The sequence below is a fragment of the Sphingomonas sp. 1185 genome (genome assembly GCF_040544655.1).
Taxonomy (GTDB): domain Bacteria; phylum Pseudomonadota; class Alphaproteobacteria; order Sphingomonadales; family Sphingomonadaceae; genus Sphingomonas.
The window spans coordinates 33,049-55,257 of record NZ_JBEPKL010000003.1 but is presented as its reverse complement, the minus strand read 5'-3'; the positions used below and the strand labels follow the sequence as shown (position 1 = coordinate 55,257).

23 protein-coding genes are annotated in these 22,209 nt (G+C 67.1%); 16 read left to right on the top strand and 7 right to left on the bottom strand.

Annotation, left to right across the window (positions count from 1 at the left end):
* Positions 1-18 precede the first annotated feature (18 nt).
* The 3 genes from ABIC44_RS03795 (at position 19) to ABIC44_RS03785 (ending at position 3,463) form a co-directional block, all read left to right on the top strand.
* On the top strand, positions 19-1,359 hold the full coding sequence (locus ABIC44_RS03795; RefSeq protein WP_354293763.1) for a hypothetical protein: 1,341 nt from the start codon (positions 19-21) through the stop codon (positions 1,357-1,359).
* A gap of 53 nt (positions 1,360-1,412) precedes the next feature.
* The gene (locus tag ABIC44_RS03790; protein ID WP_354293761.1) at positions 1,413-2,414 is read left to right on the top strand and encodes an alpha/beta fold hydrolase; all 1,002 of its coding nucleotides are present in this window, start codon (positions 1,413-1,415) and stop codon (positions 2,412-2,414) included.
* 74 nt (positions 2,415-2,488) lie between these two features.
* On the top strand, positions 2,489-3,463 hold the full coding sequence (locus ABIC44_RS03785) for a serine hydrolase domain-containing protein (RefSeq protein ID WP_354293759.1): 975 nt from the start codon (positions 2,489-2,491) through the stop codon (positions 3,461-3,463).
* Between the two features lie 13 nt (positions 3,464-3,476).
* On the opposite strand, the gene ABIC44_RS03780 is transcribed toward ABIC44_RS03785, so the two are convergent.
* Both ABIC44_RS03780 and ABIC44_RS03775 read right to left on the bottom strand, forming a co-directional pair.
* Positions 3,477-4,649, bottom strand: coding sequence for a winged helix-turn-helix domain-containing protein (locus ABIC44_RS03780; RefSeq protein ID WP_354293757.1), 1,173 nt, complete (start codon positions 4,647-4,649; stop codon positions 3,477-3,479).
* Between the two features lie 92 nt (positions 4,650-4,741).
* Positions 4,742-5,629: a LysR family transcriptional regulator gene (locus tag ABIC44_RS03775; RefSeq protein ID WP_354293748.1), complete on the bottom strand. Its 888-nt coding sequence runs from the start codon at positions 5,627-5,629 to the stop codon at positions 4,742-4,744.
* A gap of 93 nt (positions 5,630-5,722) precedes the next feature.
* On the opposite strand from ABIC44_RS03775, the gene ABIC44_RS03770 reads away from it, so the two are divergent.
* Together ABIC44_RS03770 and ABIC44_RS03765 are read left to right on the top strand one after the other, a co-directional pair.
* On the top strand, positions 5,723-6,724 hold the full coding sequence (locus tag ABIC44_RS03770; protein WP_354293746.1) for a quinone oxidoreductase family protein: 1,002 nt from the start codon (positions 5,723-5,725) through the stop codon (positions 6,722-6,724).
* Positions 6,725-6,822: 98 nt separating this feature from the next.
* On the top strand, positions 6,823-7,563 hold the full coding sequence (locus tag ABIC44_RS03765; RefSeq protein WP_354293745.1) for a metallophosphoesterase family protein: 741 nt from the start codon (positions 6,823-6,825) through the stop codon (positions 7,561-7,563).
* A gap of 72 nt (positions 7,564-7,635) precedes the next feature.
* Here ABIC44_RS03765 and ABIC44_RS03760 read toward each other — a convergent pair whose 3' ends face one another.
* A complete protein-coding gene (locus ABIC44_RS03760; RefSeq protein ID WP_354293744.1) occupies positions 7,636-8,652 on the bottom strand; it encodes an aldo/keto reductase in 1,017 nt (338 codons plus the stop codon).
* A gap of 150 nt (positions 8,653-8,802) precedes the next feature.
* On the opposite strand from ABIC44_RS03760, the gene ABIC44_RS03755 reads away from it, so the two are divergent.
* The 5 genes from ABIC44_RS03755 to ABIC44_RS03735 all read left to right on the top strand — a co-directional run bounded on the left by ABIC44_RS03755 (position 8,803) and on the right by ABIC44_RS03735 (position 12,615).
* Positions 8,803-9,699, top strand: a complete 897-nt coding sequence (locus tag ABIC44_RS03755) for an AraC family transcriptional regulator (protein WP_354293742.1) — start codon at positions 8,803-8,805, stop codon at positions 9,697-9,699.
* Between the two features lie 40 nt (positions 9,700-9,739).
* The gene (locus tag ABIC44_RS03750; protein WP_354293946.1) at positions 9,740-10,657 is read left to right on the top strand and encodes a bifunctional helix-turn-helix transcriptional regulator/GNAT family N-acetyltransferase; all 918 of its coding nucleotides are present in this window, start codon (positions 9,740-9,742) and stop codon (positions 10,655-10,657) included.
* Positions 10,654-11,202 (top strand): GNAT family N-acetyltransferase, encoded by a 549-nt coding sequence (locus ABIC44_RS03745; protein ID WP_354293740.1) that lies wholly within the window; start codon positions 10,654-10,656, stop codon positions 11,200-11,202. Before ABIC44_RS03750 ends, ABIC44_RS03745 begins: the two co-directional genes overlap by 4 nt.
* A gap of 86 nt (positions 11,203-11,288) precedes the next feature.
* Positions 11,289-11,741 (top strand): carboxymuconolactone decarboxylase family protein, encoded by a 453-nt coding sequence (locus ABIC44_RS03740; RefSeq protein ID WP_347091793.1) that lies wholly within the window; start codon positions 11,289-11,291, stop codon positions 11,739-11,741.
* Positions 11,734-12,615, top strand: coding sequence for a sigma-70 family RNA polymerase sigma factor (locus ABIC44_RS03735; RefSeq protein WP_354293738.1), 882 nt, complete (start codon positions 11,734-11,736; stop codon positions 12,613-12,615). Before ABIC44_RS03740 ends, ABIC44_RS03735 begins: the two co-directional genes overlap by 8 nt.
* Here the strand turns inward: ABIC44_RS03735 and ABIC44_RS03730 are convergent.
* Together ABIC44_RS03730 and ABIC44_RS03725 are read right to left on the bottom strand one after the other, a co-directional pair.
* Positions 12,585-13,748: an MFS transporter gene (locus tag ABIC44_RS03730; RefSeq protein WP_354293737.1), complete on the bottom strand. Its 1,164-nt coding sequence runs from the start codon at positions 13,746-13,748 to the stop codon at positions 12,585-12,587. The two genes, ABIC44_RS03735 and ABIC44_RS03730, sit on opposite strands and share 31 nt — an antisense overlap.
* A 13-nt stretch (positions 13,749-13,761) precedes the next feature.
* A complete protein-coding gene (locus tag ABIC44_RS03725; protein ID WP_354293736.1) occupies positions 13,762-14,796 on the bottom strand; it encodes an aldo/keto reductase in 1,035 nt (344 codons plus the stop codon).
* 91 nt (positions 14,797-14,887) lie between these two features.
* Between ABIC44_RS03725 and ABIC44_RS03720 the strand changes: the two genes are divergently transcribed.
* Positions 14,888-15,805 carry a LysR family transcriptional regulator gene (locus ABIC44_RS03720; RefSeq protein WP_354293735.1) on the top strand — a complete coding sequence of 306 codons (918 nt, stop codon included), beginning with the start codon at positions 14,888-14,890 and terminating at the stop codon, positions 15,803-15,805.
* On the opposite strand, the gene ABIC44_RS03715 is transcribed toward ABIC44_RS03720, so the two are convergent.
* Positions 15,785-17,230 carry an aminotransferase-like domain-containing protein gene (locus ABIC44_RS03715; RefSeq protein WP_502959816.1) on the bottom strand — a complete coding sequence of 482 codons (1,446 nt, stop codon included), beginning with the start codon at positions 17,228-17,230 and terminating at the stop codon, positions 15,785-15,787. The two genes, ABIC44_RS03720 and ABIC44_RS03715, sit on opposite strands and share 21 nt — an antisense overlap.
* 73 nt (positions 17,231-17,303) lie before the next feature.
* On the opposite strand from ABIC44_RS03715, the gene ABIC44_RS03710 reads away from it, so the two are divergent.
* Both ABIC44_RS03710 and ABIC44_RS03705 read left to right on the top strand, forming a co-directional pair.
* Positions 17,304-18,146, top strand: coding sequence for a PhzF family phenazine biosynthesis protein (locus tag ABIC44_RS03710; protein ID WP_354293734.1), 843 nt, complete (start codon positions 17,304-17,306; stop codon positions 18,144-18,146).
* Positions 18,146-18,751 (top strand): DJ-1/PfpI family protein, encoded by a 606-nt coding sequence (locus ABIC44_RS03705; RefSeq protein WP_354293733.1) that lies wholly within the window; start codon positions 18,146-18,148, stop codon positions 18,749-18,751. The genes ABIC44_RS03710 and ABIC44_RS03705 overlap by 1 nt, the downstream gene beginning before the upstream one ends.
* Positions 18,752-18,790: 39 nt before the next feature.
* Here the strand turns inward: ABIC44_RS03705 and ABIC44_RS03700 are convergent, their stop codons facing one another.
* Positions 18,791-19,822, bottom strand: coding sequence for a zinc-binding alcohol dehydrogenase family protein (locus ABIC44_RS03700; protein ID WP_354293731.1), 1,032 nt, complete (start codon positions 19,820-19,822; stop codon positions 18,791-18,793).
* Positions 19,823-19,922: 100 nt separating this feature from the next.
* Here ABIC44_RS03700 and ABIC44_RS03695 point away from each other — a divergent pair, with 100 nt between their 5' ends.
* The 3 genes from ABIC44_RS03695 (at position 19,923) to ABIC44_RS03685 (ending at position 22,069) form a co-directional block, all read left to right on the top strand.
* A complete protein-coding gene (locus tag ABIC44_RS03695; RefSeq protein WP_294200023.1) occupies positions 19,923-20,270 on the top strand; it encodes a winged helix-turn-helix transcriptional regulator in 348 nt (115 codons plus the stop codon).
* A gap of 156 nt (positions 20,271-20,426) precedes the next feature.
* The gene (gene dinB, locus ABIC44_RS03690; protein ID WP_354293730.1) at positions 20,427-21,509 is read left to right on the top strand and encodes a DNA polymerase IV; all 1,083 of its coding nucleotides are present in this window, start codon (positions 20,427-20,429) and stop codon (positions 21,507-21,509) included.
* Positions 21,509-22,069 (top strand): alpha-ketoglutarate-dependent dioxygenase AlkB, encoded by a 561-nt coding sequence (locus tag ABIC44_RS03685; protein WP_354293944.1) that lies wholly within the window; start codon positions 21,509-21,511, stop codon positions 22,067-22,069. The genes dinB and ABIC44_RS03685 overlap by 1 nt, the downstream gene beginning before the upstream one ends.
* The last annotated feature ends 140 nt before the right edge of the window (positions 22,070-22,209 follow it).

Sequence of the window (22,209 nt, the reverse complement as noted above, 5' to 3'; positions counted from 1 at the left end):
ATCGATGGAGCATCGAGGATGGATTTGAATGCCCTGCTGACCCCGGCCGAACTGGAAACGTATCGGCGTCACATGGCGGGCGGGCAGTACGGCGACGGCAGTCCCGAACAGGAGAAGGCCGCCGCCGCGAGCATCACCAGAATGATGAAGCTTCTGGTGACGGAGGCGGGACGCAACGCCGTTGGAGCCCTGGGCCCCCGACGCGGCTCGATCCTATCGGAACTGATCGCGGTACTGCTCGGCCCAGCCCCCGATCCGCACGCCTGGATCGAGGCCATCGCCCGTGGCAGCTTCGACCTCACCGGGTACAAGGCCTATGGCAAGCGGCCGAAGACGATTGACGGTAAGCAGCCCACGATCGGATCGCCGGGTAATTTCCTGCCCCGTCTGCTTGATCGATACCAAAAGGCGGCAGGCCATCGTCCGCCGAACGCGCGAGAAATTGCCGATCTGCGGACCGCGCTGGGTATCCTGATCGCGACGTCGCTGCTCAAAGAACTGCACAATGTCACCAATGAGCGGGCCGCGCTCGGCAGTGCTTGGCCGCTCGTCAGCGCAGTCTCCGGGCGACCGCATGCGGAACTCCGTCGGTTCATCGCTGGCTATGGAGACGATCCGTCGTTTCGACATCAGCTCGCCGCTGACATCCAGCGTTCGGTGATCGACTGGGCGAAGCGCCATCCGGGCAGGGTCCTGCCGACGAACAAGCAGGTCGACAGCCAGGCACAGCAGACCGACATAGAGCAGCATTTTGCCATTGAGGCGATATCCGCGGAGCGACGGAAAAACGCGCTGATCGCGTTCGGCAAAATCCTGTTGTCCGGCGACAGCGGATGCGACGATCCAACGATTGATGCCGTGCTCGGCACTCTCCGTGACGAACCGGCTTACGCCTGGCTGCGCGACATGCCACGGCACCCCGTGGCAGCAGATTACCCCGGTGGCGTGTCACCCATGCCAACCGAGTTGCTGCGGCAATTCATGCCGGTCGCCGCTGGCCCCAGCACGACCGAGCAGGTTCTGGGACGCGCTGCCATGGCGCCCATCGCGATCATGTCGCCACGCCCCCTACGGCTGACGGAAAGCAAAATGATCAACAAGCGGCTCGATGATCTGGCGCGGTCCATTCACACGCATGTCGAGACAAAGGGCCTGCCGCCGATGGAAACCCCCATCGAGCATCTGGCGATGTTCGAGGCGAGCGTCTGTTACTGGTCGCTCAATCCGGACTGGGAGGCCCGCCAGCCTTGGGAGGATATTGGCTTCAATCTCCATGCGCCATCCCCGGACGATGAAGACGCGGCCTACCGATTGTGGGACATGGTCACCAGCCGTGCGGAGACAAAGCGAACCATCTGACCACGTCGTCGCGGCGCCAGGGATATTGGCGTCGCGGCTGTTGTTATCTGTTGATGCGATTTCGCTTTCTTGCTGCCGCTGCCTGCTCGGCCCTGCTTTCAACCACTGCGGCTGCCCAAACGGCGCCGCTCGGCGCCGATCTGGAGCAGTTCGCCTATCCGGCCCCCGTGCACTGGTTTGAGGCCAATTCGCAGGGCCATCCGGTTCGCATGGCCTTTCTCGACTGGCCGGCGACCGCCACGCCCAACGGCACGACGGTCGTCCTGCTCCACGGCAAGAATTTCTGCGCCGCGACCTGGGGCGACACCGCACGCGGACTGGCGACGGCGGGCTACCGCGTCATCGCGCCGGACCAGATCGGCTTTTGCAAATCGTCGAAGCCGAGCGGCTATCAGTACAGTTTCCACACCATGGCCGCGCTGACTGCCGCGCTGCTCGACCGGGCCGGGGCCGGCAAGGTCGTGCTGGTCGGCCATTCGACCGGCGGCATCCTCGCGACACGCTTTGCGCTCTTGTACCCTGAGCGGGTCGCGAAGCTGGTGCTGGTCAATCCGCTCGGCCTCAACGACACGCTGAGCGAGGGCGTGCCCTATGCGGATCTCGGCAAGCTGCGCGCCGAGGAAGCGAAGACCGACGCCGCATCGATCAAGGCCTATCAGCTCCGCAACTATTATCATGGGGTCTGGCGTCCGGCCTATGATCGCTGGGTCGCCATGCTGGCCGGGCAATATGCCAGCCCCGATGGCGACACGGTGCGCGACGCGCAGGCGCGACTGTCCGATATGATCCAAACCCAGCCGGTCGCCGCCGAACTGCCGCGCCTTGCGGTTCCGACCACGCTGATCATCGGCCAGCGCGACCTGACGGCCTTTCGGGCCAACAGTGCGCCCAAGGGCCAGCGCGCCCGCGTCCGCACCGTGCCGCAGGCCGCCGAGGAGGCGGTGAAGCGCATCCAAGGCGCAAGCCTGATCCGCCTGGACGATCTCGGCCATTCGCCGCAGGTCGAAGCGCCCGCCGAGTTCCTGCAATCGCTTCGCTCTGCGATGACGCCGTGAAGCGATATGCCTGCGCACTGGCGCTCCTCCTCGCCAGCGGTTGCGATGCTGCACCAGCGCCACGGCAAGCAGCCGTGTCCCGCCCGGTCGAGACGCGCGGTTTGGACGCCGTCATCCTGGCCGACACCGTTGCCCAAGCCAGCCGTCTTCCCCGGCTCCGCTCGCTGTTGGTCCTCCGCGACGGGCAGGTGCTGACCGAGCAGCGCTTCAACGGCGGGCCGCCGCTCGACCGGCCGGTGAACATCAAGTCCGCGTCTAAGTCGGTCCTGTCCGCGCTGGTCGGTGTCGCGATCGCGAAAGGCGCGCTGACCGGCGTCGACCAGCCCGTGCTGTCGGTGCTCGGCAGCGATGCGCCGCCCGGCCCCGACCCGCGTCTTGCCCGGCTGACCGTCGAGGACCTGCTGACGATGCGCGCCGGACTGGAGCGGACGTCGGGCGAGAATTACGGGCGCTGGGTGTCCAGTCGCAACTGGGTCCGCTTCGCCCTCGCGCGCCCGTTCGTCGATGAGCCGGGCGGCGCGATGCTTTATTCCACCGGCAACACGCATCTGCTGTCGGCGATGCTGACCCGCGCTTCGAGACGCGACACCCACACGCTGATGCGCGACTGGCTGGCGGAGCCGCTCGGCATCACCATCCCGCCATGGTCGCGCGATCCGCAGGGCATCTTTTTCGGCGGCAACGACATGATGATGTCGCCGCGCAGCCTGGCGCGGTTCGGCGAACTCTATCGCTTGGGTGGCGTGATCGACGGACGGCGGATCGTGCCTGCACGCTGGATCGAGGAAAGCTGGACCCCGCGCACCGTATCGCCGTGGAGCGGTGGGCGATATGGCTATGGCTGGTTCGTTGGCACCAGTCGCGGCCATCCGTTGCGCTTCGCCTGGGGCTATGGCGGGCAGATGCTGTTCATCGTGCCGGACCTGAAGCTGACGGTCGTCATGACCTCCGATTCCAGCGGCGCGCGCGACAATGGCCATATCGCCGCGCTCCATGCACTGCTCGACGACGGCATCGTGCCCGCCGCCGAGCGGGGTGGAGCAACGTGACGGGCTAAGACGCTCAACGCCGATGGACGACCGCGCCGATACGGACGGCGTCCAAACCGAGCCATGCCGACATCCGGTCGAGCTCGGCCTCAAGCCGCGGCAGCGTATCGGCGGGCGCTTCCGGTTCCAGCGTGATGCGGTGCGCGAGCAGCAGCCCCGATTGCCGATCCGCTTTCAGATCGACCCGCGCGACCAACGCCTCGTCCATCAGGAAGGGCAGCACGTAATAGCCATGCGTGCGCCGGTCCTGCGGCACATAGATTTCGATGCGATAGTGGAAGCCGAACAGGCGTTCGGCGCGGGCCCGCTCCCAGATCAACGGATCGAACGGCGCGAGCAAGGCAGCGCTGCGCACCCGGCGCGGCATGGTCGCGTCGCGATGCATCCATGTCTTCTGGCTCCAGCCCTCGACCCGCACCGGCACGAGCACTCCGTCTTCCGCCAGGTCGGCGATGGCGTGATCGGCTTCGGCGGGTTTCAACCGGAAATAGTCGCGCAGGTCGCTGGCGGTAGCGATGCCCAGCGCACGGGCGCTCCGTTCGATCAAGGCGCGTTGCGCCGCCTCAACCGACGGCGTTGGGAGCGCCAGTACCGCCGGCGGAATGACGCGCTCGGTCAGGTCGTACAGGCGCGCGAAGCTGCCCCGCCGGGTCGCGGTGGTGATTTGCCCGGACCAGAACAGCCATTCGAGCGCGTGCTTGACGTGGCTCCATTCCCACCAGCCGCTGCGGCTGGACCCGTTCTCGAAGTCGGCGGCCGCGAGCGGTCCTTCGGCAGTGATGCGTTCGAGCACGGCATCCGCCTCGGCCCGGCGCTCGACCGCGAAGCGGCGCAGCGCCTGATAGCCGATCTCGCCTCGCTCCGCCCGTGCCATGCGCCAGCGGAGCAGCGGGTGGAGGTCGAGCGGCAGCAGCGACGCCTCGTGCGCCCAATATTCGAACATGCGTCGCTGTCGTTTCGGCCCCCACGCATCTCCCTCCAGCAAGGCACGGTCATAGCTGCCTAGACGCGAGAACGCGGGCAGATAGTGCGCCCGCGTCAGCACGTTGACGCTATCGATCTGGAGGAGGTTGAGCCGCTCGGCGGTGCCGCGCAGGTGGCGAACCGACGGAGTGACGGGACGCGCGCGACCAAAGCCCTGCGCCGCCAGGACGATCCGACGCGCTTCGCGGTTGGAGATGCTCATGTCCGACGAATTCGACCTTGGATGGCGGCACGTCAATCTGGCGCTCCGGTGATGAATGGACCGGCTTCGAGCGTCATCGCGTTGCTTCATGCTTAGTCGTTGAACGCCGAAACCGCCATGTCGACAAAGGCGCGCAGGCCTGCCGTCATGCGACGATCGGGCAGGCGGACGAGCGTCAGCGGACGAGGTTCGGGCGCGTGATCCGCCAGGACCGGGATCAGGCGCCCCGACGCCAGATCACCGTCCAGCGTCACCCGCGATTGCAGAATGATGCCATAGCCCGCGACCGCCGCCTGCCGCAGGGCGGCCGCGTGATTGATACGCAGGCGCGGCGGGGGCAGCGGCACGACATGTGCACCACCCGGACCGACCAGTGTCCAGCGGTCGTCCGCGCCGAACTGCGCGAAGCCGATCAGCCGATGTTCGCGCAAGTCGTCGGGCGTCTCCGGGTGACGGTGGCGTTCGAGATAGCCCGGCGCGGCAGCGAGCATCAGCCGATAGGGAGCGAGCGGATGGGCGACCAACCAGTCGTCCTCCAGCGCGCCGATACGAAAGGCCAGGTCGAAACTCTCCTCGATCAGATCGACCTTGCGGTCACTCAGCACCAGGTCCGCCTGCATGTCCGGAAAGCGGTCGAGATAGGTCGCCAGCAGGGGCGCGACCCGTTCGGTGCCGAAGGCGATCGGTGCGGCAATGCGAAGCCGACCGACCGGCGTCTGCGCCACCTCGGCACCCACCGCCTCGGCGCTCGCGACATCCGCCAGCACGCGACGACAGGATTCGGTGAATCGTCGACCGGCCTCGGTCGGCGACAACCGCCGGGTCGTCCGGTGCAGCAGGCGGGTGTCGAGCCGCGCTTCCAAGGCGTTGACATGCTTGGCCACCATCGTTGCCGAGATGTCGTGCGCCTTGGCCGCGGCGGTGAAACTGCCGAGGTCGACGACCGATACGAAGATCGCCATGCTGGTCAATCGGTCCATTGCAAACCCCTAGTTCGAGCACTTCGCATCCTATGCGGCTGTTTCCAGCCCAGTCCAGCAGGCATCCTCCGGTCATTGGCAACCAAAACAAGGATGATCGGCGATGGGCATGTCGAGGATAGTGCAGTGAACGCCTTGTTCTTCGATCGGTTCGGGGGACCCGAGGTCCTGCGCTATGGCGCTTTTTCGGATCACGAGTTGGACGCCGGCTCGGTGCTGGTGGAAACCCGCGCGGTCGGCCTGAACTTCGCTGACATCTACCGTCGTCAGGGCGTCTATGTGCTGGACGGCGAGGCGCCATGGATCGGCGGCTATGAGGGGGCGGGACGCATTGTCGCGGTCGGGACCGGCGTCGTTCGCTGGCGGATCGGGCAGCGGGTCGGGTTTCTCGACGTACCGCGCGCCCATGCCGAGCGGGTCTGCGCGCCCGCCGATCGTCTGGTCGCGCTGCCGGACGATATCGACGATCGCACCGCCGCCGCGCTGTTGCTGCAAGGCGTGACGGCGCAATATCTGGTCGAGGATAGCGGCAGGATGGCCGCCGGCGACCGCGTGCTAGTCCAGGCCGCATCGGGCGGCGTCGGGCGGCTGCTGACCCAGATGGCGGCGGCGCTGGGGGCCGAGGTCCATGCGCTGGCCTCGACCCCGTCCAAGCGCGAACAGGCGCGGTCGAACGGCGCGAGTGCGGTCTATGGCTATGACGATTGGGTGGCGCAGGTGCGGCGGGCGACCGGAGACGGCGTCGATGTGGTCTATGATTCGATCGGCACCACGCTCCACGACAGCCTCGCCGCCTTGCGTCCCGGTGGCCGCGTGGTGATCTTCGGCAAGGCGGGCGGCCCACCGCCCGCGATCGATCCGCTGTCCCTGATGGAGCATTCCAAGGGTGTCGTCGGCGGCGACCTCTGGACCTATCTAAACCGCGCGGAAAGCCGACAGAGCCGCACCGACAGGCTGTTCGCGGCCTTGCGGGCTGGCACCATTACTGCGCCTAAAATCACCACATTTCCGCTGAGCGAGGGGACCGCTGCCCATCGCCTGCTGGAGGATCGCAGTTTCGCGGGCAAGATCGTCCTGATCCCCGAGCTCGGGTAACGGCGGTCGCTGGTGGCCGCTAGGCGTGCATGGCGTTTCGCGGAAGCACCTGCCATGCTCATCCGGGATGTCGCTGCGTTTCGGCCAAGGGGGAAGCATTGAAGATCGGGGTCATTGCCGACGCCCATGGAAATCTGGCTGCGCTGGAGGCCGTTCGGGACGCGATGTCCGCCGCCGCGCCCGACCTGGTCGTCAATCTGGGCGACCTCGTGTCCGGCCCGTTCGATCCTGGGGCAAGCGCCGAACTTCAGATGCGTGCCGGCTATCTCACCATCGCCGGGAACCATGAGCGGCAGTTGCAGGACGGCAGCGACGGGGCGTTCGACGTTCTGGCGCGGCCTCTCCTGACCCAAGAGCATTGGGCCTGGATCGAGGGTCTGCCCGCGACGCTCACCCTCGGTGATGGCGACGTCTTCGCCTGCCACGGCAGCCCGGCGGGCGGGGATCTGGAATATCTGCTCGAGGACGTGACCTCCGGTCGCGCCACGCTGGATGCCGACACCGCCATTCGGCCGCGGCTGAAGGGCATCGGGTCGGCCAGTCTGGTGCTGTGCGGGCATACGCATACGCCGCGGATCGTGGCGGTCGATGGCGTGCTGATCGTCAATCCCGGCAGCGTCGGGATGCCGTGCTACCGGGACCGGGGTGCGACCCCGCACGTCATGGAGGCGGGCAGCCCGCTGGCGCGCTATGCCATCGTCGAGCGTCGTAGCACCGGATGGGCAGCCCAACTGTACGGCGTGCCTTATGACTATGAGATCGCGGCGCGTCAGGCGGAGGCATTCGGCTTTCCGGCCTTTGCCCATGCCGCCCGGACCGGTCGTATCCCGCCCGGATGATCCCCTGTTCCTCTGAACGGACGGTCGGAGCGGTGGGACAATCGAGAAACCATCCCACCGAACTTGCGACCGTCAGGCGCGATAGCCGCCTTGGCGCTCCAGCATCCAGCCGGGATATTCCGCTGGCAGCTTCGTCACCGCGTCGAGCGCGGCAAGGTCGTCCGCGTCGAGCGAGACCTCGGTCGCGGCAATATTGTCGGTGAGCTGGTCGACCCGCTTGGCCCCGACGATCACGCTCGTGACCACCGGCTGGTGGAGCAACCAGGCGAGCGCGACTTGCGCGACGGTGCAGCCCTTCGCCTCGGCGATGCGGCGCATCTCGGGGATCGCCACCGAGCCACGGGTGCGATCGACCGGCGGAAAGTCGAAATTCGCACGCCGCCCGTCCGCCGCTTGGCCCTCGCCGTCATATTTGCCCGACAGATACCCACCGGCCAGCGGGCTCCACACCATCAGCCCGATCTTCTCGGACCGCAGCATCGGCACGATCTCGCGCTCCAGGTCGCGGCCAACCAATGTGTAATAGGCCTGGAGCGACAGGATCGGCGCGAGCCGCCGCGCCTCGGCGATGCCGACCGCCTTCACCACCTGCCACGCCGCCCAGTTGGACAAGCCGAGATAGCGGACGTGACCGTGACGGACGAGCGTGTCGAGCGCCTCCAGTGTCTCCTCGATCGGCGTCGCAGGATCGAAGCCGTGGATTTGATAGAGGTCGATATGGTCGAGCCCCAGCCGCTGAAGGCTCTGCTTGCACTGGCTGAGGATTTGGCCGCGCGAGGCGCCGCGCGCATTGGGACCATCGCCCATCGGCCCCAACACCTTGGTCGCGATCACGACATCGTCGCGCGCGATGCCCAGGTTCTTGAGCGATTGGCCGAGGATACGCTCGCTCTCGCCGCCGGCATAGACATTGGCGGTGTCGATGAAGTTGATGCCGGCATCGCGCGCGGTCCGGACCAGCGCATCGGCTTCGTCCTGGCGAAGCTGGCCGATCTGGCCCCATATGCCCTCGCTGCCGCCGAAGGTCATGGTGCCGAGGCAGAGTTCGGACACGAACAGGCCGCTATGGCCGAGCTGGCGCATACGCATGGGATGATACTCCTGTTGGAATGGATGAGCCGGAGATACGCCGCGAACGCTCGGCGCCGCGACGCCGATCCGATCAAAGTCCTGCCTGATCCTATCAAAGTGGAGCTTGCGCCGGTGCATTCGGTGGTCGGCGGAGCTACGATCTCTGCCATGACGACGCTGTCCGACCTTGCCCAACTGATCGAGCGCCATTGGTTCGTCCATGGTCGCGAAACGCCAATCCCGGGCCTGCTCATCACCCGCGCGGAGGAGCCGACCGGCATCATCCGCACGGTCTATCGGCCGTCCTTCTGCCTCGTCGTGCAGGGAGCGAAGATGTCGATGCTGGGGCCGACGGCCTATCATTATGCCGAGGGTCAATGCCTGCTCGCCTCGGTCGACCTGCCGGTCACGTCACGCATCGTCAGGGCGAGCGCGGACGCGCCCTATCTGGCGCTGTCGCTGGCAATCGAGCCGGTGACCGTGGGCGAATTGGTGGCGGAGCAGGTGAGCGCGCCGGGCCCGGCCGCCGCCTTCAATGCGCTGGCGACCAGCGACCATGACCCGGCGCTGCGCGATCCTCTCAGGCGTCTGCTTGACCTGCTTGACCACCCGGCCGATCAGGCGGTGCTCGCCCCGCTGATCCGACGCGAGATCGTCTGGCGGTTGCTCGGCGGCACGCTGGGACCGGCACTGCGCCAGATGGGTCTAGTCGATACCCATGCCGCGCGGATCGGCCGCGCGACGGCGTTCATCCGCGATCATTATGCCGAGACGCTGCGCGTGGCCGACCTCGCCGCGCTGGCGGGCATGAGCGTCCCCGGCTTCCACCGCCATTTCAAGACGGTGACGACGATGACGCCGGTGCAGTTCCAGAAGCAGGTCCGCTTGCAGGAAGCACGCCGCCGCCTGGTCGCCGCCGAGGAGGTCGCGCGGGTGGGCTTCGCGATCGGTTACGAGAGCCTGTCGCAGTTCAGCCGCGACTATCGCCGCCTGTTCGGCGCTCCGCCGGGTCGCGATGCGGCCGCCCTTCGCGCGCAGTTGGCGCCAGAGCCGGCGCTGCCCTGATACTTGACTTAGTCAACTAAAATGATCCAGCATGGCGGATATGGAAGATGCAGACATCACCGCGATCCGCCGGTTCAACCGCTTCTATACCCAGACGATCGGCGCGCTCGACGCACGGTTCCTCGGCACCGAGGCGAGCCTGCCCGAAGCACGGTTGCTGTTCGAGATCGCCACGCGCGAGCCGGTCACCGCCAGCGTGTTGCAGGACGCGCTGGGCATGGACGCGGGCTATCTCAGCCGCTTGGTCGCACGCTTCGAGAAGCGCGGCTGGATCGTGCGCGTGCGCCGCGACAATGACGCCCGTGCGCGTGACCTGCGGCTGACCGAGGCGGGACGTGAGGCTTTCGCCATCGTCGACCACCGCCAGAGCCATGCCGTCGGCGATCTGCTCGGCACGGTGGACGGTCAGGCTCGGCGCGATCTGGTCGAGGCCCTGACGCGTGCGCGGCTACTGCTCGACCCGGCATCGGGTGGACCGTTCGTGATCCGGCCCTTCCGCGCCGGCGAGCCCGCGTTGATCGCGGCGCGCCAGTCGCTCCTCTATGCCAAAAGTCACGGCTGGGGTCGCGAGCTGGAGGTGATCGAAAGCGAGGTGACCGCAGCGTTCCTGCGCGACTTCGATCCCGAGCGCGAGCAATGCTGGGTCGCCGAGATCGACGGGGTGATGGCGGGCGCGGTGTTCGTCACTGACGAGGGCGATGGCCTTGCCCGGCTGCGGCTGCTGCATGTCGAGCCCTTCGCCCGCCGCCGGGGCATCGGCGATGCGCTGGTCGGCGCTTGCGTCGCCTTCGCACGGGAGAAGGGCTATCGCGCGTTGACGCTGTGGACCCACAGCGTGCTGGAGTCCGCTCGGCGCCTCTATGCCGCGCATGGTTTCGCATGCGTCGAGACGGCGATGCATGAGCGGTTCGGCGTTCCGCTCCAGGGCGAAACCTGGCGGCGGGAGCTGGCGGCGTGACCAGCGTCCTGACGATCCGCCTCGCGACCGAAGCCGACCTCGGAACGCTCCGCGAATTGATGACGCTGTCGATCGATCGCGGCCAGGCGGCGGTGCTGACCCCGGCGCAGATCGTCGCCAGCCGCTCGGTGATGGGGCTGGACACGCAATTGGTGCGCGACGGCACGTACTTCGTCGTCGAGGACCATGGCGTGCCGGTCGGCTGCGGCGGATGGAGCCGCCGCGCGACGCTCTATGGCGGCGACCATAGCATGAGCCTGCGCGACCCGGCGCTGCTCGATCCGGTGAAGGACGCCGCTCGCATCCGCGCCATGTACACCCACCCGGATCATGTCCGGCGGGGTATCGGCCGGATGATCCTCGACCACTGCGAGCAAGCGGCACGGGCGGAAGGGTTCGCCGCCGTTGAACTGATGGGCACGGCCGGCGGCGTCCCGCTCTACGCGGCCTGCGGTTACGAGCCGGCTGAGCGCGCCGATACCCATGTCGACGGGGTCGTCGTGCCGTTGACCCGGATGCGGAAGCGGCTGCGCGATCCGGCGTAGCGGGGCAGCGGGCGAAGATTTTGCACCGGCATGTCACACCGGTCGCCGCTGTCTCGTCATGGTTTCGAACCTTGAGGAGACCGACCATGACACCGCGTATCGCCAACCCACACGCTCTGGCCCCGGAAGCGATCAAGGCCATGACGGCGCTGGAGCAGAGCTTCACGAAAAGCGGCCTCGACCACGATCTGCTCGAACTGGTGAAATTCCGCGTGTCGCAGATTAACGGCTGCGCCTTCTGCCTGCACATGCATGCGACCGACCTACGCCGTCATGGTGAAAGCGAGATGCGCCTGTACATGCTAAGCGCATGGCGGGAATCGACGCTCTATTCGGATCGCGAGCGGGCCGCACTTGGCTGGGCGGAGGCGTTGACGCTGCTGCCCGAGACGGGGGCGCCCGATGCGGACTATGACGCGCTCAAGGCGGCATTTTCCGATGCAGAGCAGGTCTGGCTGACCATGGCGATCGGGGCGATCAACACCTGGAACCGCCTCCAGGTGGCTTTCCGCGTCGCGCATCCGGTGGACGATGCCTGACGCCGCGTTGTTCGAGGCGGAGCGGCCGCGGCTCGTCAGGCTGGCCTATCGCATGACCGGCTCGTTCGCCGAAGCGGAGGATCTGGTGCAGGACGCCTGGTTGCGCTGGTCGCGGGCGGAAGAGGTCGAGGTACCCGCCGCGTGGCTGACTCGGGTCGTCACGCGGCTCTGCCTCGATCACCTGAAGTCGGCGCGGGTACGGCGGGAGACCTATGTCGGCACATGGTTGCCCGAGCCGCTGCTCGGCACAACCGATCCGGACGAGGTGGCCGACGATCTGACGGTTACGCTCATGCTGGCCATGGAGCGGCTGTCACCGTTGGAACGGGCCGCCTTCCTGCTCCACGATGTGTTCGACGTCGCGTTGATCGAGGTGGCCAGGACGCTGGACCGCGCACCGGCCACCGTGCGGCAACTCGCCTCCCGCGCCCGACGGCATGTCGCGGAGGCGCGGCCGCGCTATCCGGTCGATGCGCAGGAAGCCGCCCGGATCACCCGCGCCTTCTTCGCGGCGGCGCGAGACGGTGACGCGCGTGCTCTGTCGGACCTGCTGGCAGAGGACGTCGCGATCCATTCCGATGGCGGTGGGCGCGTCCTGGCATTCCACAACATCATCCGGGGTCTGGCAAAGGCGCAGCGCTTGTTCATGGGGCTGCGTCGCAAATACCCCGACGCGCCGGTGGAAGTGATCCGCTTCGCCACGATCGACGGTCTGCCCGGCTATATCAGCCGCGCGGGCGGCGGCGTGCTCCAGACCACCGCGCTCGACATCCGCGATGGCCGGATCGCGGCGATCTACATCGTCCGCAATCCGGACAAGCTCATCCGCGTCGCGACCGCTCTTCAGACCGGACAGGCGGTCGCACGCGGCTGACGCCGGAATGCTATCAGCATCACCAGTGCCGCTGCCGCCATCGCCGCACCGGCTAGCGACACGATCTGCAACCCCAGCCCGGCGCCGATCACGCCGCCGCCGAGCGCCGCGCCTATCGCATTGCCGAGATTGAACGCGCCGATGTTCATCGCGGAGGCGAGGTTCGGCGCGTCCGAGGCGGCGTCCATTACCCGCATCTGCAAGGGCGGCACGATCGCGAAGCTGGCGATGCCCCAGATTAGGATGGCGATCGCGGCGGTCACCGGCCATTGCATGAGAACGGTGAAGGCGAGCAGCGTCAGCGCCATGATCGCCAGCATCAGCATGAGCGCCCGGTCGACCGAACGGTCGGCCAGCCGCCCGCCGACGCCGTTGCCGATCGTCGCGCCGACGCCGAACAGCATCAACATCGCGGTGACATAGCCGGTCGAACCATGCGTCACATCGCGCAGGATCGGTACGATATAAGTGAACACGGTGAACACGCCGCCAAAGCCGATCGTGGTCAGGGCCAGCGCCATCACCACCGGCCCGCGCGTCAGTACCCGCAGTTCGGCGCGCATGTCGCCGCCCACCGCAGCCGGCAGCGGTGGCAGCGCGAGCCGCAGCGACAGCATCGCGATCGCGCCGACGCCTGCGATCCCGGCGAACGCCGTGCGCCACCCGATCGCCTCGCTGACCCAGGTCGCCGCCGGCACGCCGCCGATGGTCGCGACAGTCAGCCCGGTGAACATCGCCGCCACCGCGCCCGCGCGCTTGTCCGGCGGCACGAGGCTGGCGGCGACCACGGATCCGACGCCGAAGAACGCGCCATGGTTGAACGAGGTGACGACCCGCGCCGCCATCAGCATCCAATATCCACCCGCGACCGCCGACAGTGCGTTGCCGAGCGTGAAGATGCCCATAAGTGCGATCAGCAGTGTCCGCCGGTCGATCCGCCCGGTGGTGAGCGTCATCAACGGCGCGCCGATCAGCACGCCCATCGCATAGGCGCTGACCAGCAGCCCGGCGGCAGGGATCGACACATGCAGGTCGCTTGCGATCACCGGCAACAGGCCCATCGGCGCGAACTCGGTCACGCCGATGCCGAAGGCACCGACCGCCAGTGCGAGCAATCCGAGGTTGAATTTCATGAGCGTGGCTCCCTCAAACCATCGGCGGCGCGAGGCGGGCAAAACCCTCCTGCTGCCGATAGGGGGTGTACGGATAGGGCGGCAGCACGTCGCTTGCCGCGTCGAGCGTCGCCACCTGCTCGGGCGTCAGCGCCCAGCCGACAGCACCCAGATTGTCGCGCAACTGCACCTCGTCGCGTGCGCCGATGATGACCGACGATACGGTCGGCCGCCGCAGCAGCCAGTTGATCGCGACCTGCGGGACCGTCTTGCCGGTCTCAGCCGCCACCGCCTCCAGCGCATCGACGACGCGGTAGAGATGCTCGTCCTCGACCGGCGGCGCGAACTGCGCGGTTTCGTGCAGGCGACTGCCCGCCGGGATCGGCCATCCCCGCCCGATCTTTCCGGTCAGCCGCCCCCAGCCAAGCGGGCTCCAGACCAGCGCGCCGACACCCTGATCCGCCGCCAGCGGCATCAGATCCCATTCATAGGCGCGGCCGATCAACGAATAATAGACCTGATGCGCGACCAGACGCGGCCAGCCATGACGATCGGCCAACGCTTGCGCCTTCATGATCTGCCAGCCGGGATAGTTGGAGACGCCGGCATAACGCACCTTGCCGTCGGCGATCAGCCGGTCGAGCGTGCCCATCACCTCTTCGGTCGGCGTTGACGCGTCGAAGGCGTGAAGCTGGAGCAGGTCGATCCGGTCGGTGCCGAGCCGCCGCAACGCCGCCTCGACCGCGCCGATCAGCCGCGCCCGCGACGCGCCCCAGTCCTGCGGACCGTCACCCATCGGCAGGCCGGTCTTGGTCGAGATCAGGACGGCATCACGCCGCCCCTTGATCGCTTCGCCCAGCACCTGTTCCGACGCGCCATCCGAATAGACGTCGGCGGTATCGAACAGCGTCACCCCCGCGTCGAGGCAGATATCGACCAGCCGCCGCGCCTCCACGGCATCGCTTGTGCCCCAGGCGCTGAACAGCGGCCCCTTGCCGCCGAACGTGCCCGCCCCGAACGACAGCGCCGGAACGCGCAGGCCGGACGATCCCAATTGCCGATATTCCATGACACCTCCTTTGCGAATGTCATTGTCAGGCGCATAGATGGACGGTGAAGCAGCGTGGCGGAACCGTCCGTCGGTGCAAAGGATCTATGCCTTGGACGCAAAGGTAGCTGGCAACGACGATCGCGCCCGGTCGCTTGCCTTGTTCGCGAGCGTGGTGGAGGAAGGCAGCTTCTCCGCCGCCGGTCGCACGCTCGGGCTGACGCCCTCGGCGGTGGCGCGCGCGATCGACCGGATCGAGGCGCGGCTGGGCGTACGGCTGCTGCTGCGCTCCACCCGCGCGTTGACGCTGACCGCCGAGGGGCAAGCCTATCTGCTCGCAGCCCGCCGTATCCTCGCCGATCTCGATGATGCCGAGCAACAGATCGCCGATCAGGGCGCGCCGCGCGGACGACTGCGGATCAGTGCCGCGCTGGCGCATGGCCGGTTGTGTGTCGTGCCGCTGCTCGGCGAGTTCGCGCGGGCCTATCCGCACATCCTGATCGACGTGGCGCTGACCGACACGCTGGTCGATGTGGCCGGTGGGCAGGCCGATGTCGCCGTCCGGTTCGGCCCGCTCGCGGACAGCGGGCTCACCGCGCGCAAATTGTCCGAAGGGGGACGGGTGATCGTCGCCTCACCGGACTATCTAGCCCGGGCGGGCACGCCGCGGGTCCCGGAGGACCTGCACGCCCACAACTGCCTCAACTTCAGCTTCCGACGGGCCGAGCCCACCTGGCCGTTCCGCCGCGACGGCCGGGATTTCGCGCTGTCCGTCGAGGGCGGCATCGTCGCCAACAATGGCGAGACGCTGGGCCATCTCGCCGCTGCCGGGGTCGGCATCACCCGCGTCGGCCGCTTCAGCGTCGCGGCTGAGATCGCGGACGGGCGGCTCGTACCGCTGCTCGAGGACTATAATCCGGGCGACGTCGAGCTGATCCACGCCGTCTTCGTCGGAGGCTCCACCACGCCCGCGCGGGTGCGGGTGTTCGTCGATTTCCTGGTCGAGCGCTTAGCCAGCCGGTTCGAGTAGCAGGCGCGGCACGGCCGATTCCAGAAAGGCGTACAGCCGGTCGTCATCGCTCATCGCGACGTTGAAGCGCATGTGATCGCGCCATCCGCCGCTGGTGCTGAACACCGGACCCGGTGCTAGAACGATCCCTGCATCAATCGCCCTGCGTGCGAGCTCAACGGCGTCGACGCCATTGGGCAATCGCGCCCATAGGAAGATGCCCGCCGCCGGGTCGGTCCATGGCTCGATACCGATGGCCCGTAGACGTTTCGCCACCCGGGCCGTAGCCCGAGCCAGCCGGGTCCGGACACCGTCAACGTGACGCCGATAGCTGCCATCGGTCAGCACCGCGTGGAGCAGGTTGGCGGCGAGCGGACTGCCCGCCATCGACGTCGCGATGCGTAGGTCGGCCAACCCTTCGATCCAGTCGGGTCGCGCCGCGATATGGCCACAGCGCACCGCCGCCGACAGCGACTTGGAGAAGCTGCCAATGCGGATCGTCCGGTCGAGGCCATCGAAGGCCGCCAATCGTGGAGACGGCGTGTGTTCGAAGTCGGCGAAGATGTCGTCCTCGACGACGACCATGTCATGCGCTTCAGCAATCTTGAGCAGCCGGTGCGCGGTGGCGGCGACGAGTGACGCGCCGGTCGGGTTATGGACGCCTGAGTTCGTCAGATAGAAGCGCGGCCGATGGGTCGCAGCGGCCTCGGCGAAGGCGGTGACGTCGGGCCCGGTGGGTGTCATCGGCACGCCGACGACCTTGGCGCGGTGCGCCCGCAGAAGCGCCAGGAAGTTGAAATAGCATGGGTCGTCAACCAGCACGGTATCGCCTGGTTGGAGCAGGAAACGGCACACCAGATCGAGCGCGTGCGTGCCGCTGTCGGTCAGCAGGATTTGGTCGGGGCCAGCCTCAATCCCCTGATCCGCCATCCGCCTCGCCAGCAACGCCCTGAGCTGGGGCGAACCCAAGGGGGACGCATAGCCCGCCAGCGTGCCGTTCTCGTCGGATCGCGCCGCCCCGCGCATTGCCTTGCGGAGGGCATCGCCCGCCAGCCAATCATCGGGTAGCCAGCCGCATCCCGGCATCAATTCGTGTCGTCGCTCGCCCAGCGACTGACGCAGCATCCAGAGTGGATCGACCTCGCGTTCTTTCGTGCTGGCCAGCCGATCCAGCGCCAGCGGGGCCAAGGGCGCCGCGACATAAAAGCCTGATCCCGGTCGCGAGCGAATGACGCCCTCGGCGGCGAGGCGATCATAGGCCTCGACCACCGTCGAGCGCGCGACGTCGCTCGTCTCGGCCATCGCGCGGATCGACGGCAGCCGTGCGCCCGGCGTCAGCGCGCGGGCATCGATCCGGTCGCGGATCGCGCGGACCACCATGCCGGTGCGGGTTTCGTCGGGGATGCTCGCCATCGTACTGCCAATCTCATCAATACAGTTTGGCATGATCGTACCGATGTGTATCTGTCGGCGCCAGTCGTCGCGCGATAGGACGAGTCATCATCAACAGGAGATGCCCGTGACCCGCCCATTCCGCCTCGTCGACGTATTCGGCACCGATCCGCTGACCGGCAACCCGCTGGCCGTCATCGCCGATGCCGATGACCTGACGACGGACGAGATGCAGGCGATCGCAAGCTGGTTGAACTTTTCGGAGACGACCTTCCTGCTGCCGCCGACCGATCCGTCTGCCGATTATCGCGTGCGCATCTTTACCATGGCGCACGAACTGCCCTTTGCCGGACACCCGACCTTGGGCAGCGCCCATGCGTGGGCGGAAGCGGGCGGACAGCCGAAGCAGGACGGCATGGTCGTGCAGGAATGCGGTGTCGGACTGGTGACGATCCGGCGCGATGGCGATCGGCTTGCTTTTGCCGCCCCACCGCTGCTGCGCGGCGGCACGCCGACCGAGGCGGAGATCGCACAGGTCGCTGATCTGCTGCGGATCGACCGTGCGGCAATCGTCGATGCCGCCTGGGCGGACAATGGCCCTGGCTGGATCGCGGTCATGCTGGAGTCGGCGGAGGCGGTGCTGGCGGTCGAGCCGGCGCGGCACCACCCCGAGCATATCGACATCGGCATCGTCGGACCACATGCGCCCGGCAGCGAGGTCGCGTTCGAACTGCGCGCGCTCTTCACCGACGCGCATGGCGGGCTGATCGAGGACCCGGTCACCGGCAGCCTCAACGCATCCGTCGGCCAGTGGCTGTTCGCCAGCGGTCGGGCCAGTGGCAGCTATCTCGCCGCGCAGGGCACGCGCCTCGGGCGGAGCGGGCGTATCCATGTCTCGCAGGATGAGACCGGCCAGGTCTGGGTCGCCGGGGCGACGCGGACTTTGTTCTCCGGACGGACGCAAGGGTGATGCAGGTCGCGGTCCTGACCTTCGACGGCTTCAACGAACTGGATTCGTTCGTGGCCGCTGGGATCATCAACCGGCTGCGCCCGCATGGCTGGGCCGCGGACATCACGGCGCCGACCGAGACGGTGACGTCGTTGAACGGTGTCACCGTCCATCGGCAACGGCAGCTCGATTTCGTCGAGGAAGCCGATGCGGTATTGATCGGCAGCGGGGTTCGCACGCGCGACATTGCCGCCGATCAGGCGATGCTCGCCCGGCTTCGCCTCGATCCAACGCGGCAGTTGATCGCGGCGCAATGTTCGGGGACGCTGCTGCTGGCCAAGCTCGGCCTGATCGGTGATTTGCCAGCCTGCACCGACCTCACCACCAAGCCATGGGCGGTGGAGGCCGGCGTCACCGTCATCGACGCGCCGTTCGCCGCTCATGGCAATGTCGCGACGGCGGGCGGTTGTCTTGCCGCGCCCTATCTCGCCGCATGGCTGATCGCGCGCGGAGGCGAGCCCGAACTGGCGCGCGAGGCACTTCGTTACGTCGCGCCGGTCGGCGAGAAGGCGCGCTTCGTCGATCATGCCATGGCGATCGTCGCGGGCGAGTTGGCATTCGCCTGACCCGCCCGCACGCGCATTTCGTAGGAACCCGCGTCGAGATTACGCCTGCGGGCTGTCCCAGCCTTCCAGGACGATCTTGCCCCGCGTGGTGGTGCTCTCGATGCGGCGGTGCGCCTCGATCAGGTTAGCGGCATTGATCGGTGACAGCGTTTCGGTGGCCGTGGTGCGAATGCGCCCTTCGTCCACCAATTCGGCCACCGCGTCCAACAGTCGACCCTGCTCGCCGATGTCCGGTGTGTCGAAGAGCGACCGGGTGAACATCAATTCCCAATGGACCGACACCGCCTTGCGCTTGAAGACGACGATGTCGAGGCTGGCGGGATCGTCGATCAGCGCGAAGCGCCCCTGCGGCGCGATCAGCTCGGCGATATCGGCCAGATGGCGATCAGTATGGGTAGTCGAGAAGACGAAGGCGGGCGCGCCGATCTGCAGCGCGGCGATCTGCGGTGCCATCGGCCGGGAATGATCGATGACATGATGCGCGCCTAGGTCACGCACCCAGTCTTGCGTCTCGGCGCGCGAGGCAGTGGCGATCACGGTCAGGTCGGTGCGGGCCCGCGCGATCTGGATCGCCGCGGAACCGACACCACCCGCGCCGCCGATAATCAGGATGGCGCGGGCGCCGCCGGCTGGCTGGTCGTCGACCTTCAACCGGTCGAACAGGGTTTCCCACGCCGTGATCGCGGTCAGCGGCAGCGCCGCCGCCTCCGCGAAGCCGATGCTGCGGGGGCGATGGCCCACGATCCGCTCGTCGACCAGCTGATATTCCGCATTGCTGCCGTCGCGCATCAGGTCGCCCGCGTAGAAGACCTCGTCACCCACCTTGAAGCGGGTGGCCTCCGGACCGACCGCTTCGACCACCCCCGCCGCATCCCAGCCGAGGATGCGCTCGTCACGCCCGTCGAATGGCGCAGCGCCGTTGCGAACCTTCGCGTCGACCGGGTTCACCGAGATAGCTCGGACTGCGACCAGGATGTCACGCCCGGTCGGAATGGGCCGTGGCAGTTCTACGTCGATCAGGGCATCGACCCGGTCGATCGGGCCGGGTTGGCGATAGGCTATGGCGCGCATGGGTCTTGCTCCTTTTGCTGACGCACGCGAGATAGAGACGGTGTCAGCCTGTGTCGTAGGCACAAAAAACGCTCATAGTGTCGAAAAGGATACCGTCCTGATGGCGAAAGCCCGCCACTCCCGCCTCGATTGTACCCCGGGCTGCGCCGTCGAGGCGGCGGTGAGCCTGATCGACGGCAAGTGGAAGGCGGTGATCCTCTATCATCTGCAGGACGGACGCACGCGCTTCAACGAGTTGCGTCGCCGTGCCGGGGACGTGACGCCGCGCATGCTGACCAACCAGCTGCGCGAGCTGGAGGCCGATGGCCTGATCGAGCGTGAGGTCTTCGCCCAGGTGCCGCCGCGGGTAGAATATAGCCTGTCCGATCGCGGCCGATCCCTGTCGCCGATCATCGCGGCGCTGAAGGATTGGGGCGATGCGAATATGGACCTTTTCGCGCGGCGGTGATTATCCGACTGATGCGTCGGCGACGTTCGCGGCATTGCTCGAACGGCGTCGTGCTCGGATGTACCCCAAGAGATGGGCATGTGGGATAAGCGACGGGTTTCCGACGTTTTTGCACAATATGTTCACATCCTGTTCTACATGCGTTAAAACGTGCGCATGGCGGTGCGTAAGATCATTCACGTCGACATGGATGCCTTCTTCGCGTCGGTGGAGCAGCGTGACGATCCGTCGCTGCGCGGCAAGCCGGTTGCGGTCGGTCATGCCGCGGCGCGGGGCGTAGTGGCGGCGGCGAGTTACGAAGCGCGCACGTTTGGCGTTCGCTCAGCGCTGCCGTCGGTCACCGCGCTGCGCCGCTGTCCCGACCTGATCTTCGTGCCGCCCCGCTTCGAAGTGTACCGCGACGTCTCGCGCCAGATCCATGACGTGTTCGCGCGGTACACGGACCTGATCCAGCCCTTATCGCTCGACGAGGCCTATCTCGACGTCACCGCGAACAAGCGGGGCATGGAAACCGCATGGCTAACCGCCAAGGCGATCCGCGCCGACATTCTCGCAGAGACCGGCCTGACCGCATCGGCGGGCATCTCGTACAACAAGTTCCTGGCCAAACTCGCCTCGGATCATCGAAAGCCCAACGGCCAGTTCGCGGTCACGCCGGATATGGGTGCCGCTTGGGTCGAGACGCTGCCCGTCAGCCGCTTCCACGGCGTCGGACCGGTGACGGCGGAGAAGATGAAGCGGCTGGGGATCGAGACCGGGGCTGATCTGCGCGCCAAATCGCTGGCGTTCCTGCAGCAGCATTTCGGCAGTTCGGCCGAATGGTATCACGCCATCGCGCGCGGGGAAGACGACCGTCCGGTCAACGCGAACCGCGTGCGCAAGTCGTCGGGGTCGGAGACGACATTCAACCGCGACCTGACCGAACCCGGGGAGATTGAGGCCGGCGTTCTTAAGATGGCGGACGATGTCTGGGACTGGTGCGAGGGACGGCAAGCCTTCGGCCGCACCGTCACGGTAAAGGTCAAATACGCCGACTTCCATCAGATCACCCGGCGGCGCAGCCAGCCCGTGGCGGTCATCAGTCGCGAAGGTCTGCGCCGCGCGGCGCTCGACCTGCTCCGATCGGTTCTGCCGACCCAGAAGGGGATACGACTGGTCGGCGTAACGGTATCGAACTTCGTCGAGGCCGGGGCAGCGGCACCGACCCAATTGCCGATCTTCGCGGAGGCGGCGGCGTGATGCTTGACCTCTTTGATGCGCCGCTCCTGCCGGGGCTCGCCACGCGGGCGAACCTGATCACCACGGACGAGGAGCGCATGCTGATTGACCGGATCGACGCGACCGACCTCGAACCCTTCCGCTTCCAGGGCTGGACGGGCAAGCGCCTGACGACGTCATTCGGATGGAGTTACGACTTCGAGGTTGGGCACCCTAAGGATGCACCGCCGATGCCGGACTGGCTTGTCCCCATTCGCGACAGGGCCGCCAATTTCGCCGGGCTCGCGCCTGAGGCGCTGATCCAGGCGCTGCTCATCCGCTACGACCCCGGTGCCGGGATCGGCTGGCACCGGGACCGGCCCATCTACGGGCATGTCCTCGGCATCTCCCTCGGCGAACCGGCGACGATGCGCTTCCGGCGTCGGCGCGCCGACGGCTTTGACCGGGTGTCGGTGCCGCTCGATCCGCGTGGCGGCTACCACATGAGCGGACCAGCACGGCACGAATGGGAGCATAGCATCGCACCGATGGAACGCCCGCGCTGGTCGATTACCTTTCGCAGTCTTGCGGAGCATCGGTAATTGGCGGGAGGGGCTCATCGTCCCGTTCTTATGGCCGACGATCAGGAGCGCTGGTTACTGCATCCGGCGAGGACACCGTGAAGCTGCCTGACATCCGCCTTCGGCGGCTCTCGACCAACTCCGGTCGTTGATACCCAGAC

Bases quoted from the DNA above. Each gene is read 5' to 3' on its own strand.
- ABIC44_RS03795 (WP_354293763.1), top strand. From the start codon at position 19: ATGGATTTGAATGCCCTGCTGACCCCGGCCGAACTGGAAACGTATCGG.
- ABIC44_RS03790 (WP_354293761.1), top strand. From the start codon at position 1,413: ATGCGATTTCGCTTTCTTGCTGCCGCTGCCTGCTCGGCCCTGCTTTCA.
- ABIC44_RS03780 (WP_354293757.1), bottom strand. From the start codon at position 4,649: ATGAGCATCTCCAACCGCGAAGCGCGTCGGATCGTCCTGGCGGCGCAG.
- ABIC44_RS03775 (WP_354293748.1), bottom strand. From the start codon at position 5,629: ATGGACCGATTGACCAGCATGGCGATCTTCGTATCGGTCGTCGACCTC.
- ABIC44_RS03770 (WP_354293746.1), top strand. From the start codon at position 5,723: ATGATCGGCGATGGGCATGTCGAGGATAGTGCAGTGAACGCCTTGTTC.
- ABIC44_RS03760 (WP_354293744.1), bottom strand. From the start codon at position 8,652: ATGCGTATGCGCCAGCTCGGCCATAGCGGCCTGTTCGTGTCCGAACTC.
- ABIC44_RS03755 (WP_354293742.1), top strand. From the start codon at position 8,803: ATGACGACGCTGTCCGACCTTGCCCAACTGATCGAGCGCCATTGGTTC.
- ABIC44_RS03750 (WP_354293946.1), top strand. From the start codon at position 9,740: ATGGAAGATGCAGACATCACCGCGATCCGCCGGTTCAACCGCTTCTAT.
- ABIC44_RS03740 (WP_347091793.1), top strand. From the start codon at position 11,289: ATGACACCGCGTATCGCCAACCCACACGCTCTGGCCCCGGAAGCGATC.
- ABIC44_RS03735 (WP_354293738.1), top strand. From the start codon at position 11,734: ATGCCTGACGCCGCGTTGTTCGAGGCGGAGCGGCCGCGGCTCGTCAGG.
- ABIC44_RS03730 (WP_354293737.1), bottom strand. From the start codon at position 13,748: ATGAAATTCAACCTCGGATTGCTCGCACTGGCGGTCGGTGCCTTCGGC.
- ABIC44_RS03725 (WP_354293736.1), bottom strand. From the start codon at position 14,796: ATGGAATATCGGCAATTGGGATCGTCCGGCCTGCGCGTTCCGGCGCTG.
- ABIC44_RS03715 (WP_502959816.1), bottom strand. From the start codon at position 17,230: ATGCCAAACTGTATTGATGAGATTGGCAGTACGATGGCGAGCATCCCC.
- ABIC44_RS03705 (WP_354293733.1), top strand. From the start codon at position 18,146: ATGCAGGTCGCGGTCCTGACCTTCGACGGCTTCAACGAACTGGATTCG.
- ABIC44_RS03700 (WP_354293731.1), bottom strand. From the start codon at position 19,822: ATGCGCGCCATAGCCTATCGCCAACCCGGCCCGATCGACCGGGTCGAT.
- ABIC44_RS03695 (WP_294200023.1), top strand. From the start codon at position 19,923: ATGGCGAAAGCCCGCCACTCCCGCCTCGATTGTACCCCGGGCTGCGCC.
- dinB (WP_354293730.1), top strand. From the start codon at position 20,427: ATGGCGGTGCGTAAGATCATTCACGTCGACATGGATGCCTTCTTCGCG.
- ABIC44_RS03685 (WP_354293944.1), top strand. From the start codon at position 21,509: ATGCTTGACCTCTTTGATGCGCCGCTCCTGCCGGGGCTCGCCACGCGG.